The following is a 15,226-nucleotide window of genomic DNA, read 5'->3' as shown; positions in this document are numbered from 1 at the left end:
GTGGAGGGGTCGTTTCGACGGGAACGGTGACTGCGTCGGGCGCTGCCGCCGGCAGAGGCGGTCGGGAGCGGCAGGCGGGCCGCCCCTGGTACCGCGGTCGTTGGCGTCCGGGCCGTTGGTGCCGCGGTCTTCGATCTCCCTGTCTTCGATGTCGCTGTCTTCGACGTCGGGGCCACCGCGTCGGGGCGCTCGGTGCCGGGGCCGCCCGTGTCACAGGGAGCGGCCGAGGCCGGCCAGCAGGCGCGTTCCCGCGTCCGCGGTGACTGCCACCGGGACCGGCGCCGCGAACAGCGTGCCCCGGTCCCGGGGCTGCGGCAGCAGCGCGGGCAGGACCGTCAGCAGCCGCTCGGCCAGCGGGCCGGGCGGCGGGCCGGTGTCCGCCGCGCTCCTCGCCCGGCGTATGTCCCAGCCGTGGACCGTCAGTTCGAGCGCTCCGGTGCGGAGGAACAGCGTACGGGCGAGCGGGTGGCCGTCGACGAGCACCGCGGCGCGCAGGCCCTGTTCATGAGCGCCCCGGCAGAGGACGGGCAGTTCGGCGACCCGCCCCGCGAGGCACCGGGCATGAGCCGCGACGGAAGCGGGGCCGGGTGCAGCCCCGTGGGGCGCGGCCGTTCCGGACCGGGAGTCGGGCCCCCGGACCGGAACGGCTGCGCGCCCCCGGCCGGCCGACGAACCCGGCGGAGCGTGCCCGGCTGCCCGCGCAGAAGGCGCGGGGCGCGAGGGCGGGTCCGGTGCCGGGAGCGGCGAACAGCCCGGTGGCGGTGACGGGGGCGGCGGGGCCACCCGGCCGGTGGAAAACCCTTCCCGCAGTGCGCGCACGGACGCGTCGAGGTGGCTGAGCAGTCGTTCGAGGTCCCAACCCGCGCAGGGTGTCGGCAGGAAGCGCTCCGTCTCGGTGAGTCCGGCGAGACCGCCGACGGCGTAGTCGGCCGCGTCCTCCAGCAGCCGCCGGTCCCACCGTTCGCCGTCGCCCGCCCGTTGCTGCTCGCGGCTCGCCACCGCCCACCTCCCGTACGCCCGTGGTGCACTGCGGCCGTACGGATGCGGCCGGAGCCGTCCGTACGCGCTCACCGTGCAGACACCCGGCGGCGGCACAACTCATCGCGCGGGGCTGCCACGGCGTACGAGAGCGCGCACGCGCCGCGCTCTCCCGGCTCCGCGCCCGAGGCGCTGCGGGACGCTGCGGGACGCGCGATACGAGGCGGGACGGTGCGGCGAGCCGCCGCGGCCCGACCGGCCCCCGCGGTGCGGTTCACCGGATCGAGTGGTGTTCTCCCCGTCGCCACACATCCGTGACCAGCGGAACACCCGGACGGTAGGCGAGATGCACATGGCTGGGTGCGTCGAGGAGCGCGAGGTCCGCCCGCGCGCCCGGTGCGAGCCGTCCGACGTCCTCGCGCAGCAGGGCGGCGGCGCCTCCCGCGGTCGCCGACCACAGCGCCTCGTCCGGTGTCATCCCCATCTCCCGCACTGCGACGGCGATGCAGAAGGGCATCGAACTGGTGAAGGACGAACCGGGGTTGCAGTCCGTGGAGAGCGCGACGCTCACCCCCGCGTCCAGCAGGCGACGGGCGTCGGGGTAGACGGCGCGGGTGGAGAACTCGCAGCCCGGCAGCAGCGTGGCGACGGTCGTGCCCGAGGCGAGCGCGTCCACGTCCGCGTCGGCGAGGTGGGTGCAGTGGTCCGCCGAAGCCGCTTCCAGCTCGACCGCGAGGCGTACCCCGGGGCCGTGGGAGAGCTGGTTGGCGTGCACCCGGGGCAGCAGGCCGCGGGCCTTTCCTGCGGTCAGGATCGCGCGGGCCTGGTCACCGTCGAAAGCGCCCTCCTCGCAGAAGACGTCGACCCAACGGGCGTGCGGTGCACAGGCGTCGAGCATCGCGCCGGTGACGAGGTCGACGTATCCGGCCGGGTCGTCGGCGTACTCGGGACCGACGATGTGGGCGCCGAGGTAGGTGACGTCCTCGGTGTGCGCCGCTGCGATCCTCAGCGCCCTCGCCTCCTCCTCGACGGTGAGGCCGTAACCGGACTTGGTCTCCACTGTGGTGGTGCCCTGCCGGAGCATCTCCGTCAGATGGGCGGCGAGGTTGGCCGAGAGGGCGCCGTCGTCCGCCGCGCGGGTGGCCGCGACGGTGGAGCGGATTCCCCCCGCGGTGTAACTGCGGCCCGACATCCGGGCGTTGAACTCGGCGGTGCGGTCGCCGGCGAAGACCAGGTGGGAGTGGGAGTCCACGAAGCCCGGTACGACCGCCCTGCCGGCCGCGTCGAACGCGTTGTCAGTGGCGGGTGCTTTGCTGGACTCGCCTGCCCAGACGACGCGTTCGCCCTCCAGGACGAGCGCGGCGTCCGGGATCAGCCCCAGCGGACCGGTGCCGAGGGAGGGGTCGTTGGTGACCAGAGTGCTGATGTGGTGGATCAGGGTGCTCCGGCGGTCCGGCGCGGTGCGGTCCGGCGCGGTGCGGTCCGGCGCGGTGCGCTTTCGCGGTGTGCGGTCCGGAGTGGTGCGGTCTGCGTGGGCGTCGGACACGAGAGTGCTCCCTGGGGTCCGCCGAGGCGGCTGGGTGTCGTTCGGATCGAGGGTGCCGTGGGGTGGGGGCACGGCGTCGGAGACCGGCGGCAGCGCCGTACGCGTACGGGCCACGGAGCCCGTGCCCGCGCCCGCGCCCGTCGGCGGCGAAGGCGGCTGCCGCCGTGTCGGCGACTGCGTCAGTGCACCGCGGCGATCGCCGTCGCCAGCTCGTCGGGCACATCGGGGCGCAGCGTGTGCACCCCGTCCCGGACGATGTGCCGACCGGCGACCACCGTGTGCCGTACGTCTGCGCCGGTTCCCGCGAATATCGCCGCCTCGGCGGCCAGTCGGGGCGTGGGCCCCGCAGTGCGGACGGTGTCGAGCGCGAGGGTGGTGAAGTCCGCCGCCGCGCCCACCGCGAGCCGTCCGGCCTCCGGCCAGCCGAGCGCGGAGTGCCCGTGCTCGGTGGCGGAGCGCAGGAGCGCCCCCGCGCTCCAGTGACCGCGGACTCTGGTGCGCAGCCGTTCGTTCAGCTCCATCGCGCGCGCCTCCTCCCAGAGGTCGATGACCGCGTGGCTGTCGCTGCCGAGGCTCAGCGGGCTGCCCGCCCGTTCCAGGGCGACCGCGGGGCCGATCCCGTCCGCGAGATCGCGCTCGGTCGTCGGGCACATGCACACACCTGTCCGCGAGCTGCCCAGGAGGTGGATGTCGTCGTCCGTCAGATGAGTGGCGTGCACCGCGGTCGTACCGCTGCCCAACGCCCCGCTGTCGTGCAGCAGTCGGGTGGGGGTGCGGCCGTGCGCGGCGAGCGCGGCCTCGTTCTCCGCGGGTTGCTCGGAGAGGTGGACGTGCAGGGGCGCACCGCGTCCGCGCGCCCAGTCCGCCACCGTGCCCAGCTCGTCTGCGGGGACGGCGCGCACCGAGTGGATGGCCGCGCCGATCCTGGCGTGGTCGCTGCCGGTGAGTCGGTCGGCCCGGGCGGCCCACTGCTGCGCGGTGCCGTCGGAGAAGCGCAGTTGCGACTGTTCGGGAGGGGTGCCGAAGCCGGCCGAGAGATAGCAGGCGTCGAGCAGGGTGATCCGGATCCCGGCCTCGCCCGCGGCGGCGATCAGGGCCTCGCCCATGGCGTTGGGGTCCGCGTACGGGGCGCCGCCCGGGGCGTGGTGGAGGTAGTGGAACTCCCCGACGCAGGTGATCCCGGCCAGCGCCATCTCGGCGTAGGTCGCCCGAGCCAGGGCGAAGTAGCTGTCCGGCGTGAGGTTGTCGGCGACCCGGTACATCACCTCGCGCCAGGCCCAGAAGGAGTCCGGGGCCCGCCCGCCCGGACCGTCCTCGGCACCGCGGGCGCCGCCCGCGCCCACCTGGACGGTGCCGCGCAGCGCCCGGTGGAAGGCGTGGGAATGGGCGTTGGCGAGACCCGGCACCGTCAGCCCGCGCAGCACGACGGCGCCGGGCGGCGGTGCGTCCAGTGCGCGCACGGCAGCGACCCGGCCGCCGTCGGTCTCCAGGACCGCTCCGGTCCGGACCCCGCCGTCCAGCCACGCGTGCTCCGCCCAGTACGTCATCGGCACGCGAGATCCTCCAGTACATCGGCGAGTGCGACGACTCCGGCCGTGCAGTCGTCCTCGGTGGCGAACTCGGCCGGCGAGTGGGAGACCCCGGTGGGGTTGCGCACGTACAGCATCGCCGTCGGTACGGCGGCGGACAGCACGCCCGCGTCGTGGCCCGCACCGGTGGGCAGAATCGGCACCGCACCCGGCCCGCCCGCGCCGTACGAGGCCGGGCCCCGCGAGCCCGCACCGGCCGAGCCCGGGCCGCCGCGTTCGGCGTCCAGGCGGGCGAGGAGTGCGGCGAGCCGGTCGCGCAGCCCGCCCGCGAACTCGACGACCGGGGTGAACGACTCCCGCGTCACCTCGACCCCGACTCCGTCGGCCGCCCCGTGCTCCGCCGCGGACCGTTCGACGGCGCCCACCAGTTCGGCGAGGGTCTCCTCGTCGGCCGCGCGGGAGTCCAGCCAGCCGCGCACCAGCGAGGCGATGGCGTTCACCCCGTTCGGATCGACGGCGACCTTGCCGAAGGTGGCCAACGCCCCTGTCCCGGCGGCATGTTCACGGGCGGCCAGCACCGTGTGCGCGTAGGTCAGCATCGGGTCCCGGCGGTCGGCGAGCCGGGTGGTGCCGGCGTGGTTGGCCTCGCCCCGGAAGTCGAAGCGCCATCTGCCGTGCGGCCAGATCGCGGAGGCCACCCCCACCGGGTGCGGCCCCTCGGCGAGCGCTCTGCCCTGCTCGACGTGGAGTTCGACGAACGCCGCGATGCGGCCGAGCCGTTCGGGGTCCGCGCCGACGGCCTCGGGGTCGTGGCCGGCCCGCTCCATCGCCTGCGGCAGGGTGACACCGTCGGCGTCGGTCAGGCGACCGGCCTGCTCCGCGGTGAGCCGGCCGGCGGTCAGGCGCGAGCCGACGCAGGCGAGCCCGAAACGGGCGCCCTCCTCGTCCACGAAGTTGCTGATCGCCAGCGGTCTGCTGAACTCCGCGCCGCGGGCGCGGAGTTCGTCGAGTGCGGCGAAGGCGGAGACGACCCCGAGCGGGCCGTCGAAGGCGCCGCCGTCGGGCACCGAGTCCAGGTGGGAGCCGGTCACCACCGCGTCCCGGCCCGCCGGATCGCCGAGCCAGGCCCACTGGTTGCCGTTGCGGTCGACCTCGTGGGTCAGGCCGCGGCTCTCGGCCTGCGCACGGAACCAGGCGCGGCAGTCGGCGTCCGCGCCGGTCCAGGCGTACCGCCGGTACCCGCCGCTGTCCCTGTCCCGCCCGATCGGAGACAGTTCACGCCACATCTCGACGAAAGAGGTCCCGCTCCCGGCCCCGCGGCTCTCCGAAGCCCCGTGCCCCGGTCGCGCGCCGCTTCCCGCCTGCGCGCCGCTCTCGGCCGACGGCGCGGTCATGCCTCCCCGCCCTCGCTCATCGGGATGCGCACCTCGCGTTCGGCGGCGACCTCCTCGGCCCGGTCGTACCCGGCGTCCACGTGCCGGATGACGCCCATGCCCGGGTCGTTGGTGAGCACGCGCTGGATCTTCTCCCCGGCAAGCGGGGTGCCGTCGGCCACCGTGACCTGGCCCGCGTGGATCGAGCGCCCCATCCCGACGCCGCCGCCGTGGTGCAGGGAGACCCAGGAGGCGCCGGAGGCGACGTTGACCATGGCGTTGAGCAGCGGCCAGTCGGCGATGGCGTCGGAGCCGTCGAGCATTCCCTCGGTCTCGCGGTAGGGCGAGGCGACCGAACCGCAGTCCAGATGGTCGCGTCCGATGGCCACGGGCGCCGAGAGCTCGCCGGAGGCCACCATGTCGTTGAAGCGCTCGCCCGCGCGCTCCCGTTCGCCGTACCCGAGCCAGCAGATGCGGGCCGGCAGGCCCTGGAAGTGGACGCGCTCGCCCGCGAGTTGGATCCAGCGGGCCAGCGACTCGTTCTCCGGGAAGAGTTCGAGGACGGCGCGGTCGGTGGCCGCGATGTCCTTCGGGTCGCCGCTCAGGGCCGCCCAGCGGAACGGGCCCCTGCCCTCGCAGAAGAGCGGCCGGATGTAGGCCGGTACGAAGCCGGGGAAGTCGAACGCCCGCCCGTAGCCGACGAGTTTGGCCTCACCGCGAATGGAGTTGCCGTAGTCGAACACCTCGGCGCCGGCGTCGAGGAACCCGACCATGGCTTCCACGTGGCGGGCCATGGACTCCCGCGCGCGCTGGGTGAAGTCGGCGGGCTTCTCCGCCGCGAAAGCGGCCATGTCGGCGAAGTCGACCCCGATCGGCAGGTAGGCGAGCGGGTCGTGGGCGCTGGTCTGGTCGGTGACGATGTCGATGGGCGCGCCCATCCCCAGGATGCGCGGCAGGAGTTCGGCGGCGTTGCCGAGGAGCCCGATGGACAACGGCTTGCGCTTGTCCCGGGCGTCGGTCGCCAGCTGGAGGGCCTCCTCCAGGGAGTCGGCCCGCACGTCCAGGAAGCGGTGCTCGATACGGCGCTCGATGGCGCGCGGGTCGCAGTCCACGCAGATCGCCACACCGTCGTTCATCGTGACGGCCAGTGGCTGGGCGCCGCCCATCCCGCCGAGGCCCGCGGTCAGCGTGATGGTGCCGGCCAGGCTGCCGCCGAAGCGCTTGGCGGCGACGGCGGCGAAGGTCTCGTAGGTGCCCTGGAGGATGCCCTGGGTCCCGATGTAGATCCACGAACCGGCGGTCATCTGGCCGTACATGGTCAGTCCGAGGTGTTCCAGGCGGCGGAACTCCTCCCAGTTCGCCCAGTCCCCGACCAGGTTGGAGTTGGCGATCAGCACGCGTGGCGCCCACTCGTGGGTCGTCATCACCCCCACCGGGCGGCCGGACTGGACGAGCATCGTCTCGTCGTTCTTCAGGGTGCGGAGCGTGCGGCTGAGGGCGTCGAAGGAGCGCCAGTCGCGGGCTGCCCGGCCGGTGCCGCCGTAGACGACCAGCTTGTCGGGGTGCTCGGCGACCTCGGGGTCCAGGTTGTTGTGCAGCATCCGCAGCGCGGCCTCCTGCTGCCAGCCCTGGGTGGTGAGCCGGTTGCCCCGTGCGGCCCGTACGGGTCGCGGTCCCGAGATGCCGGACATCGCTGTGCCTCCTCGCCTCGACTGGCTATATTCAGACACCTTACGGACTGAATAGACCTAGTCAACAGCGCACACCGGCCACTTCCGCGCACCGCGTACGGTCGACCGTATGAACGACACACCGCACCTCCACGACGACTCCCCGGCCGACCGCGCCCGTGCCGCGCGCAGGGACGCGGCCGTGGCGGCTGCCGTACGGCAGGGCCTGGTGACGGCCGAACAGCCCGTCGCGGGGCTCCTGGACACCGCGGCGCTGCGCGAGGCCGCCGGCGCCCTGCACGCCGCGTTCGAGGAGGTCGCCGCGCCGGGGCAGCAGGTGCTGCACGCGTTCGCGGTCAAGGCCGCCCCACTGGTCGCCGTGCTGCGGCTGCTCGACGAACTCGGCCTGGGCTGCGAGGTGGCGAGCCCCGGCGAATCGGCGCTGGCCCGCGCCGCCGGCGTCGCCCCGCAGCGCACCGTGCTGGATTCCCCGGCGAAGACCGCCGAGGAGCTCCGGGAGGCGCTGCGCCTCGGCGTCGCGATCAACGTGGACAACCCCCAGGAGCTGGCCCGGCTGGACTCGCTGCGCGGGGAACTGCCGTCGGGGCACCCGCTGCCGCCGATCGGCCTGCGCATCAACCCGCAGCTCGGCGCGGGCAGCATCGACGCCATGAGCACCGCCACCGCCACCTCCAAGTTCGGCGTGGCCCTGGCCGACGAGGGCGCCCGCGACTGGGTGTTGGACGCCTACCGGCTGCGCCCGTGGCTCAACCGCCTCCATGTGCACACCGGTTCGCAGGGCATACCGCTGTCCCTGATGACCGAGGGCGTGGCCGCCGTGTACGCGCTCGCGGAGGAGATCAACGCGGCGGCGGGACGCCCGCAGATCACCGGCATCGACATCGGCGGCGGCCTCCCGGTGAACTTCGCCTCCGAGCGGACCGCCCCCACCTTCGCCGAGTACGCCCGGCTGCTGCGCGAGCGCACACCGGGTCTCTTCGACGGCCGGTACGCGCTGGTCACCGAGTTCGGCAGATCGCTGGCGGCCAAGGCCGGCACGACACTGGCCCGCGTCGAGTACGTGAAGTCCGCCGGCGGCCGGGCGATCGCCGTGACACACGCCGGCGCCCAGACCGCGGTGCGCACCGTGTTCGCGCCGGAGTCCTGGCCGCTGAGGATCGACGCGTACGACAGCTCGGGCCTGCGCAAGCACGAGCCGGACCTCGCCCAGGACGTCGCCGGGCCGTGCTGCTTCGCGGGCGACCTGGTGGCTCGCGACCGCAGCATGCCGGCGCTGGCGGCGGACGATCTGGTGGCGCTGCTGGACACCGGGGCCTACTACTTCTCCAACCCGTTCAGCTACAACAGCCTGCCCAGGCCCGCCGTTTACGGCTACACCGCGGACGAGGCAGGGACGGTCCGTTTCGCCACCGTCCGGCCGCCGCAGTCCACCGCGGAGCTGGTGGCCGAATCCGGCGGCTCCTGCGCGGGCGCACTGACGGCCCCCTGAGCCGCCGACTCGGCCGGCTCGTCCAACTCGGCCGGGCCCCGAACCCCTGGAGCCCGTAGACGCACGACCGCCCGCCCGCACCCGACACTGACGTGCCGACAGCACGGACGGGCGGGACGGGCGGGACGGGCCTGCCGGTTCGGCGCGCGGCTCGGGAGGCGGCTGCGTCACCCCGCCCGCGCAGCACCCCGGCCGCGGACCCGCCCGCACACCTCGACCGCCTCAGCGCGAGGCGATCACACGGTCGGCCAGGACGTACACCGTCTCCTCACCACAGGCAAAGGTCAGCGCGTACGCGCCGGAGACGCCCGAACCGCCGAGCAGTACCGGTGTCACGCCCTCGTCCAGGGCACGGGAGATACGGTCCGCGGTCTCCCGGTGCCCCGGGGTGAGGCAGACGGTGGTGTCGTCGGCGAAGACATAGACGTCCAGGGTGCCCAGCGGCCCGCTGCGCACGTCGGAGAGCGCGGTGCCCTCGTCGGCGAGGCTGCCGAGCCGCTCGATCGTGTGGTCGTGGTCGCCGTGCGGCGCGGAGCCGGGCGCGGACTCGGGCGCCACGGCTTGTGCCGGCACGACCGGCTCGCCCGAGAGCGAGTAGTTGGGGTCCGAGGGGTGGCGACGACGGGCGGCACGTCGGGCTTCGGACTCCGCCGCACCGCTCGTACCGGCGCTGTCGCGCGCGTCCAGCGCGTCGGCGCTCAGGGCGTCCGCGCTCAGATCGTCGACGTTCAGATCGTCGGCGCTCGCCTGCCGCGGCAGGAAGGGGCGCACGTCCCCGCCCGGGCCGTCGGCGGGCTCAGGGCCGGGCTCACCCAGCAGCGCGTCGAGCAGCGCGGCATCCACGGCGGATCCGTAGTCGCTGAAACCGGTGTGGTCGGGGCCGCCGTCGTGGCCGGCGTTCTCGTACTCCAGACCGGAGAAGGCGTACGGCGCGCCGTCCTCCTCCTCGCGTGCCTCCTGGGCGGCCCAGAAGGCACGTGCCTCGGCGAGCTCGCGCTCGCGCTCCTCGGCGAGTGCGTCGGCCACTACGGCTCTGACCTCTTCCAGAGCGGGAGTGTGTCGAGCGGCGGGTACCGCGACCCGGGCGGCGAGAAGCTCCTCGCGCAGCCCCGAGATCTCGCGGCGCAGGCCGCGTGCGTGGCGGGCGGCGGCACTTGCGGCCACCGCGGTCACCACGGCGACCAGCAGCAGGATCAGGGTTATGGCGCTCACGACTTTCTCCAGTACTCGGCTTCCGGTCCTAGGAATTACTACCGCAGGATTCCGCACGACACCTGTCGAACCAACCTGCAAACCGGGTAAATCCGGCCAATATTGGCTATTTGATCTTCTTCACCCCCTGCCCGAGCAGGCAAAACAAACAGCCGCCGGGTTAAACATCACATCCACCCCGGACTTCCGCAGCCCCCGCGACACACAAGTGACCCACGCAACAACACCAACAAAGAACAGCCAGAAACAATCACTCAAGGCTGGGCAACAACTACCGTGGGTATAAGTAAAAGGTGGCGGGAAATGCCGTATCGACATTTCCCGCCACCTTCGGGTTTCACGACCTGCCCGCCCGGGGCGCCGCGCCCGTCCACCGGGCCCCGACCCCGTTCGCCGAACCCACCCGGCCCCGGACGGCCCCGCCTCCGCAGAGGCCGACCGCGCCGAGGCGTCAGCTCAGGCGCTCGATCACCATCGCCATGCCCTGGCCGCCACCGACGCACATGGTCTCCAGCCCGAACTGCTTGTCGTGCCACTGCAGCGAGTTGATCAGCGTCGTGGTGATACGGGCGCCGGTCATGCCGAAGGGGTGGCCGACGGCGATGGCCCCGCCGTTGACGTTCAGCCTGTCCTCCTCGATGCCCAGATCCCGGTACGAGGGGATGACCTGGGCGGCGAACGCCTCGTTGATCTCCACCAGGTCGATGTCGGAGACGGACAGGCCGGCCCGCGCGAGCGCCTGCTTGCTGGCCTCCACCGGGCCGTACCCCATGATCTCCGGGGACAGGCCGGAGACTCCGGTGGAGACGACCCGGGCGAGCGGGGTGAGGCCCAGCTCGCGCGCCTTGGTGTCGGACATGACGACCAGCGCGGCGGCACCGTCGTTGAGCGGACAGCAGTTGCCGGCAGTGATCATCCCGTCGGGACGGAAGGCCGGCTTCAGACCCTCGACGCCCTCCAGCGTCACACCCGCGCGCGGCCCGTCGTCCCGGCTGACGACCGTGCCGTCCGGAGTCGTGATCGGTGTGATCTCGCGCTCCCAGAAGCCGTCCGCGATGGCCTTCTCGGCGAGGTTCTGCGAACGCACGCCGAACTCGTCCATGTCGCGGCGGGTCACACCCTTGGCGCGCGCCAGGTTCTCGGCGGTCTGCCCCATGGAGATGTAGACGTCCGGAACCATCCCCTCCTCGCGGGGGTCGGTCCAGGTCGTGCCGCTCTCCTGGGCGCGCGCGGCGGTACGGGCCTCGGCCTCCTCGAAGACCGGGTTGTGCGTGCCGGGCATCCCGTCGGAGGTGCCGTTGACACTGCGCGAGACGGTCTCCACGCCGGCCGAGATGAAGACATCGCCCTCGCCGGCCTTGATCGCGTGCAGCGCCATCCGCGTCGTCTGGAGCGAGGAGGAGCAGTAACGGGTGACGGTGCAGCCCGGCAGATGGTCCATCCCCAGCTGCACGGCGACCACCCGGCCGAGGTTGTGGCCCTGCTCGCCGCCGGGCAGGCCGCAGCCGAGCATCAGATCGTCGATGTCGCGCGGGTCGAGCTCGGGCACCTTGGCGAGAGCGGCGGCGATGATCTCCGTGGTCAGATCGTCGGGACGGACGTCCTTGAGCGACCCCTTGAACGCACGGCCGATCGGCGAGCGGGCGGTAGAAACGATCACTGCTTCGGGCATGACGGCTCCAGAGACGGGGAAGGGCTGACTGTCTGGGAAGCTACCCGCGCGTAGCGCACAGGTCACGGTCCCCCCGGTGTGATGCGGCTCGCAACACCCCGCCGCCGCAAGCGCCTTGCGGCGATCGGCCCCACACGCGACTCGCACGGCCGACCCGGACGCTCCGCGGGCCCGAACCGCCACCGCGCACCGGCCTCCGAACCGGACGCCGCCGCAACCCGGAACAGAACCGGAACAAAACAAGGCTTCCTTTCGTTCTCACCGGTGCACTAGCGTGCGGTCTTTGCTAACCCATTACTCTTGTACGCAAGGCCGTGCCGTGCGGCCATGGAGGAGTGAGATGAGGAGCAGTAACCCGGTCTTCTCGCGACGGGGAATCGGCCAGGGAGGCCAGGCGGGCTTCAACGCCGGCCCGCAGGCCGGGAATCCCTATGCCCAGGGCGCCCCCGCGGCGAACCCCTACGCGAACAACCCCTACGCACAGCCCCAGCCGGGCACCGCGGGCTTCCCGCCCGCCGCCCCGCCGCAGTCCGACCGGATGACGATGGAAAACGTCGTCTCCAAGACCGCGATCACGCTGGGCACCGTCGTCGCCGCCGCGGCTGTCGCCTGGATCCTCAACCTGGGCATGGGCATCGCCATCGTCGGCGCGCTCGTGGCCATGGGTCTCGGCCTCTGGCAGTCCTTCAAGCGTGAGCCGTCGCCCGGGATCATCCTCGGCTACGCCGTGGCCGAGGGCATCTTCCTCGGCGCGATGAGCAACTTCGTCAACAAGTGGGCGCCCGGCGCCGCCATGCAGGCGGTCATCGGCACCATGGCGGTCTTCGCGGCGGTGCTGTTCCTCTACCGAACCGGCATCATCCAGGTCAACCGCCGCTTCATGCGGTTCGCCATCGCCGCCGGTATCGGCTACGCGGTCCTCTCGCTGGTCAACCTCGGCTTCGCGCTCTTCGGTGCCGGCGACGGCATGGGATTCCGCACCGGCTGGGTCGGCATCCTGATGGGCATCGCCGGGGTCTGCATCGCGGCGCTCTTCCTCGCGCTGGACTTCAAGCAGGTCGAGGACGGCATCGCCTACGGCGCCCCGGCCAAGGAGTCCTGGCTGGCGGCGTTCGGCCTGACGGTCACCCTGGCCTGGATCTACTTCGAGTTCCTGCGCCTGGCCTGGATCCTCAACAGCGACTGAGGCCACGCACCGGCAATGAACCGAGCAGCGCCGTACGGAGGGCCTGCGGGAGAAGCTTCCTGCAGGCCCTCCGTCGTGTGTCGACGGACGGGACGCGCCGAGTGATCGGCGGCGGGGTCAGTATCTGCGCGCCGCCCGGCCGCGCCTTCTGTCGTGTTCGAGGACGATCGCCTTGGCGTGACCGCGGGCGAGCTGGTGCTCTCCTCGCAGCCAGCCGACCTTCTCCTCGAGGCGGGTGAGAGCCGGGCCCTCGTCCACCATGCGGAGCCAGTAGCCGACTTCGCGGCCGGTGCAGTCGGGGATGCGGGCGAGCAGATTCCGGTGAGTTGCTTCGTCGAAGACCTGGGACATCGGCGCCTCCGGAGGCGTTCGCTGAGCCTTCCGGCAACCGTGCCCGACCGCACGGACGTTGGCAACACCGCCTTGGGGACGCATAGGGTTGCGCCGTGCCCGATGTGACCCCGCTCGTGACAGCCGTGGACAGGCTCGCCGACCGTGTGCGTGCCCTGCCGCAGAGTGCGCTGCGCCGCGGCGCGGCCGAGGCGGCGTACGCCCTGTCCTGCGAACTCGCCCTGAGCGCCCAGCAGTTGGAGGAGCCGGGTACGGCGCCCCGCCCGCTGCCTCGCGTCGGCGAGTTCACCGCGGGCGACCAGCTCGCGGTGGTGGGGCACGATCTTGCCGCCGCGCTCGCCGAGCACGGCGCTCCGGACGATCCCGCGCGGGCACTGAGCCTGCTGGAGGAGCACGCCGACGCCCTGCGCTGAGCACCCGCTCCCGCCCGGACACTCCCGCCGCGTGCGCGCGGGCGGATCCCCGCCCCGGGAACGGGCCGCCGGTTCGCCCCGCCTCGGTAGGAAACGGGCCGCCGGTCACTCCAGGAACAGACCGCGCTCGGTCGCCCTGGCGTCGAACTCCTCCAACCGTGCCTGCGCTTCCGGAAGTTGGTCGCAAATCGCTTCCAGCAACGCGCGTCCCAGCAGCATCGGGGCGCAGGCGGTGTCGAAGGCGAGGCCGGTACCGACGGCGGCCGGAAGCAGGATGTCCCCGCCGGCCGCGACGGGTGCGAAGGCACTGTCGGCCACCGTCACCACCCGCAGCCCCGCCGTACGCGCCTGGTCCAGCGCCGCCGCGACCTCACGGGGATGGCGCGGGAGCGCGAAGCACAGCAGCGCGCTCGCGCCCGCGCGGACGGCCGCGTCGATACGGTCGGCGAGCATCGTGCCGCCCTCGTCGAGCAGGCGTACGTCGGGGTGGACCTTCGCGGCGAAGTAGGCGAAGCCGCGGGCCTGGGCCGAGGCGGCACGCAGCCCGAGCACCGGCAGCGGGCGTGAGGCCGCGAGCAGGGCCCCCGCCTCGGCCACCGGAACGGGGTCCGCGAGCTGCGCGGCGAGCATCCGCAGATTCTCGATCTCGGCGTGGATGGCCTGCTGGTAGCTGTTGCCGGCGGGCGGGCCGGCGTCCTCGGTCCCGGTCGGGCCGTGCTCGCGCAGATGACGGCGCAGTCCGGGATAGCCGTCGAAGCCGAGCGCGACGGCGAACCTGGTCACCGAGGGCTGGCTGACGCCGGCGAGCTCCGCGAGTTCGACGCTGGAGAGGAACGGCGCGTCGCCGGCCCTGCGCACCAGGCACTGCGCGATCCGCCGTTGGGTCGGCGTCAGCCGGTGGCCCTCGAAGAGCTTCTGCAACCGCGTGCTCGCTCCGCTCACACCGTTCACCTGTACCTCGCCACCGTCCGGCCCGCGCCCGTCACGAAAGTCCCACCGCCATTCATCGACTCATGACTCTGCATGACTCCATGCAGTGGAGCAAGCCGCGACTGCCCGGACGTTCCGCGCCCCGCACCGGACGGCTGCGGCCGGCACCGGACAGCGCCGGACCGCACAGAACCGCACAGAAGCGTCGCGCCGACCGCACGGACACGTCGCGCCGACCGGGCGGACTGCGGAAAGCCGCAGTCCGGAACTGAGTGAAACCTGGGGACGACTGGGGGGTTAGCACCACTGCCGTCGCTCGGTCCCGCGGTCTAGCGTTGTCCCATGGACCACCAGGAACCGGAGCTCCGGAAGGAGCTCGACGCCACGCTGCAGACGCGCAAGGACCTCGGCTCGGAGTACGAGTCCGAGCTCGTCGACTCCTTCATCGAGAAGCTGGACCACAAGGTCGACTCGGTGGTGGACAAGCGTGTGCGCAGGCAGTTGGCCGAGCAGCAGATGGCCATCGCACGGGGCAGCACACAGACGGAGGGGCCGGTCATCAGCGGGCTGGGAGCGACATTCGGACTGGCGGTGCTCAGCCTGATCCTGGCGATCCCGCTGTCGGCGATCGCGGTGGTCAACGCCGGGCTGCCGGGGCTCGCCACCGCCTGGATGGGCATCGTCGGGGTGAACGCGGTGTATTCGATCGGCCGGGTGTCCTGGACCAGGAGACAGAAGGAGCACGGCGAGACCGACTGGTAGCGAGCCCTGGGAGGCTGCCCCGCACAGTCCGAAGCGCCCCGCGGCGAAGCGAGCCGCATCGAAGACGCCCCGCTCCCCGTCGGCTCACGCACCG

General features: G+C 72.8%; 13 protein-coding genes. 4 read left to right on the top strand and 9 right to left on the bottom strand.

Annotated elements, in window-relative coordinates; genetic code table 11:
• Nucleotides 1-210 precede the first annotated feature (210 nt).
• The 5 genes from JGS22_RS13475 to hutU all read right to left on the bottom strand — a co-directional run bounded on the left by JGS22_RS13475 (nucleotide 211) and on the right by hutU (nucleotide 7,108).
• The gene (locus JGS22_RS13475; protein WP_211040862.1) at nucleotides 211-999 is read right to left on the bottom strand and encodes a DinB family protein; all 789 of its coding nucleotides are present in this window, start codon (nucleotides 997-999) and stop codon (nucleotides 211-213) included.
• 253 nt (nucleotides 1,000-1,252) lie between these two features.
• Complete coding sequence (gene hutI, locus JGS22_RS13470; RefSeq protein WP_236073905.1) at nucleotides 1,253-2,416, bottom strand: imidazolonepropionase; 1,164 nt, start codon at nucleotides 2,414-2,416, stop codon at nucleotides 1,253-1,255.
• A gap of 287 nt (nucleotides 2,417-2,703) precedes the next feature.
• The gene (locus JGS22_RS13465; RefSeq protein ID WP_211040860.1) at nucleotides 2,704-4,071 is read right to left on the bottom strand and encodes a formimidoylglutamate deiminase; all 1,368 of its coding nucleotides are present in this window, start codon (nucleotides 4,069-4,071) and stop codon (nucleotides 2,704-2,706) included.
• Nucleotides 4,068-5,339, bottom strand: coding sequence for an allantoate amidohydrolase (locus JGS22_RS13460; RefSeq protein WP_211040859.1), 1,272 nt, complete (start codon nucleotides 5,337-5,339; stop codon nucleotides 4,068-4,070). The genes JGS22_RS13465 and JGS22_RS13460 overlap by 4 nt, the downstream gene beginning before the upstream one ends.
• Nucleotides 5,340-5,443: 104 nt before the next feature.
• Nucleotides 5,444-7,108 (bottom strand): urocanate hydratase, encoded by a 1,665-nt coding sequence (gene hutU, locus JGS22_RS13455; RefSeq protein ID WP_211040864.1) that lies wholly within the window; start codon nucleotides 7,106-7,108, stop codon nucleotides 5,444-5,446.
• A 118-nt stretch (nucleotides 7,109-7,226) separates the two neighbouring features.
• On the opposite strand from hutU, the gene JGS22_RS13450 reads away from it, so the two are divergent.
• Nucleotides 7,227-8,606: a type III PLP-dependent enzyme domain-containing protein gene (locus tag JGS22_RS13450; RefSeq protein WP_211040858.1), complete on the top strand. Its 1,380-nt coding sequence runs from the start codon at nucleotides 7,227-7,229 to the stop codon at nucleotides 8,604-8,606.
• 222 nt (nucleotides 8,607-8,828) lie between these two features.
• On the opposite strand, the gene JGS22_RS13445 is transcribed toward JGS22_RS13450, so the two are convergent.
• Together JGS22_RS13445 and JGS22_RS13440 are read right to left on the bottom strand one after the other, a co-directional pair.
• Nucleotides 8,829-9,818 (bottom strand): hypothetical protein, encoded by a 990-nt coding sequence (locus JGS22_RS13445; protein ID WP_211040857.1) that lies wholly within the window; start codon nucleotides 9,816-9,818, stop codon nucleotides 8,829-8,831.
• A 451-nt stretch (nucleotides 9,819-10,269) separates the two neighbouring features.
• Nucleotides 10,270-11,490, bottom strand: coding sequence for an acetyl-CoA C-acetyltransferase (locus tag JGS22_RS13440; protein WP_211040856.1), 1,221 nt, complete (start codon nucleotides 11,488-11,490; stop codon nucleotides 10,270-10,272).
• 340 nt (nucleotides 11,491-11,830) lie between these two features.
• Here JGS22_RS13440 and JGS22_RS13435 point away from each other — a divergent pair, with 340 nt between their 5' ends.
• A complete protein-coding gene (locus tag JGS22_RS13435) occupies nucleotides 11,831-12,676 on the top strand; it encodes a Bax inhibitor-1/YccA family protein (protein WP_211040855.1) in 846 nt (281 codons plus the stop codon).
• A 117-nt stretch (nucleotides 12,677-12,793) separates the two neighbouring features.
• On the opposite strand, the gene JGS22_RS13430 is transcribed toward JGS22_RS13435, so the two are convergent.
• Nucleotides 12,794-13,027, bottom strand: a complete 234-nt coding sequence (locus JGS22_RS13430) for a DUF4287 domain-containing protein (RefSeq protein ID WP_211040854.1) — start codon at nucleotides 13,025-13,027, stop codon at nucleotides 12,794-12,796.
• A 95-nt stretch (nucleotides 13,028-13,122) separates the two neighbouring features.
• Here JGS22_RS13430 and JGS22_RS13425 point away from each other — a divergent pair, with 95 nt between their 5' ends.
• Nucleotides 13,123-13,440 carry a hypothetical protein gene (locus JGS22_RS13425; protein ID WP_308405651.1) on the top strand — a complete coding sequence of 106 codons (318 nt, stop codon included), beginning with the start codon at nucleotides 13,123-13,125 and terminating at the stop codon, nucleotides 13,438-13,440.
• Nucleotides 13,441-13,545: 105 nt separating this feature from the next.
• Here the strand turns inward: JGS22_RS13425 and JGS22_RS13420 are convergent, their stop codons facing one another.
• Nucleotides 13,546-14,382 carry a MurR/RpiR family transcriptional regulator gene (locus JGS22_RS13420; protein WP_211040853.1) on the bottom strand — a complete coding sequence of 279 codons (837 nt, stop codon included), beginning with the start codon at nucleotides 14,380-14,382 and terminating at the stop codon, nucleotides 13,546-13,548.
• Between the two features lie 330 nt (nucleotides 14,383-14,712).
• Between JGS22_RS13420 and JGS22_RS13415 the strand changes: the two genes are divergently transcribed.
• Entirely contained in the window at nucleotides 14,713-15,132 is a 420-nt protein-coding gene (locus JGS22_RS13415) for a hypothetical protein (protein ID WP_211040852.1), read from the top strand.
• The last annotated feature ends 94 nt before the right edge of the window (nucleotides 15,133-15,226 follow it).

The organism is Streptomyces tardus (assembly GCF_018101125.2).
Classification (GTDB): domain Bacteria; phylum Actinomycetota; class Actinomycetes; order Streptomycetales; family Streptomycetaceae; genus Streptomyces; species Streptomyces tardus.
Note: the sequence above shows the minus strand (reverse complement) of the source record. Positions and strands in the feature narration are given on the sequence as shown.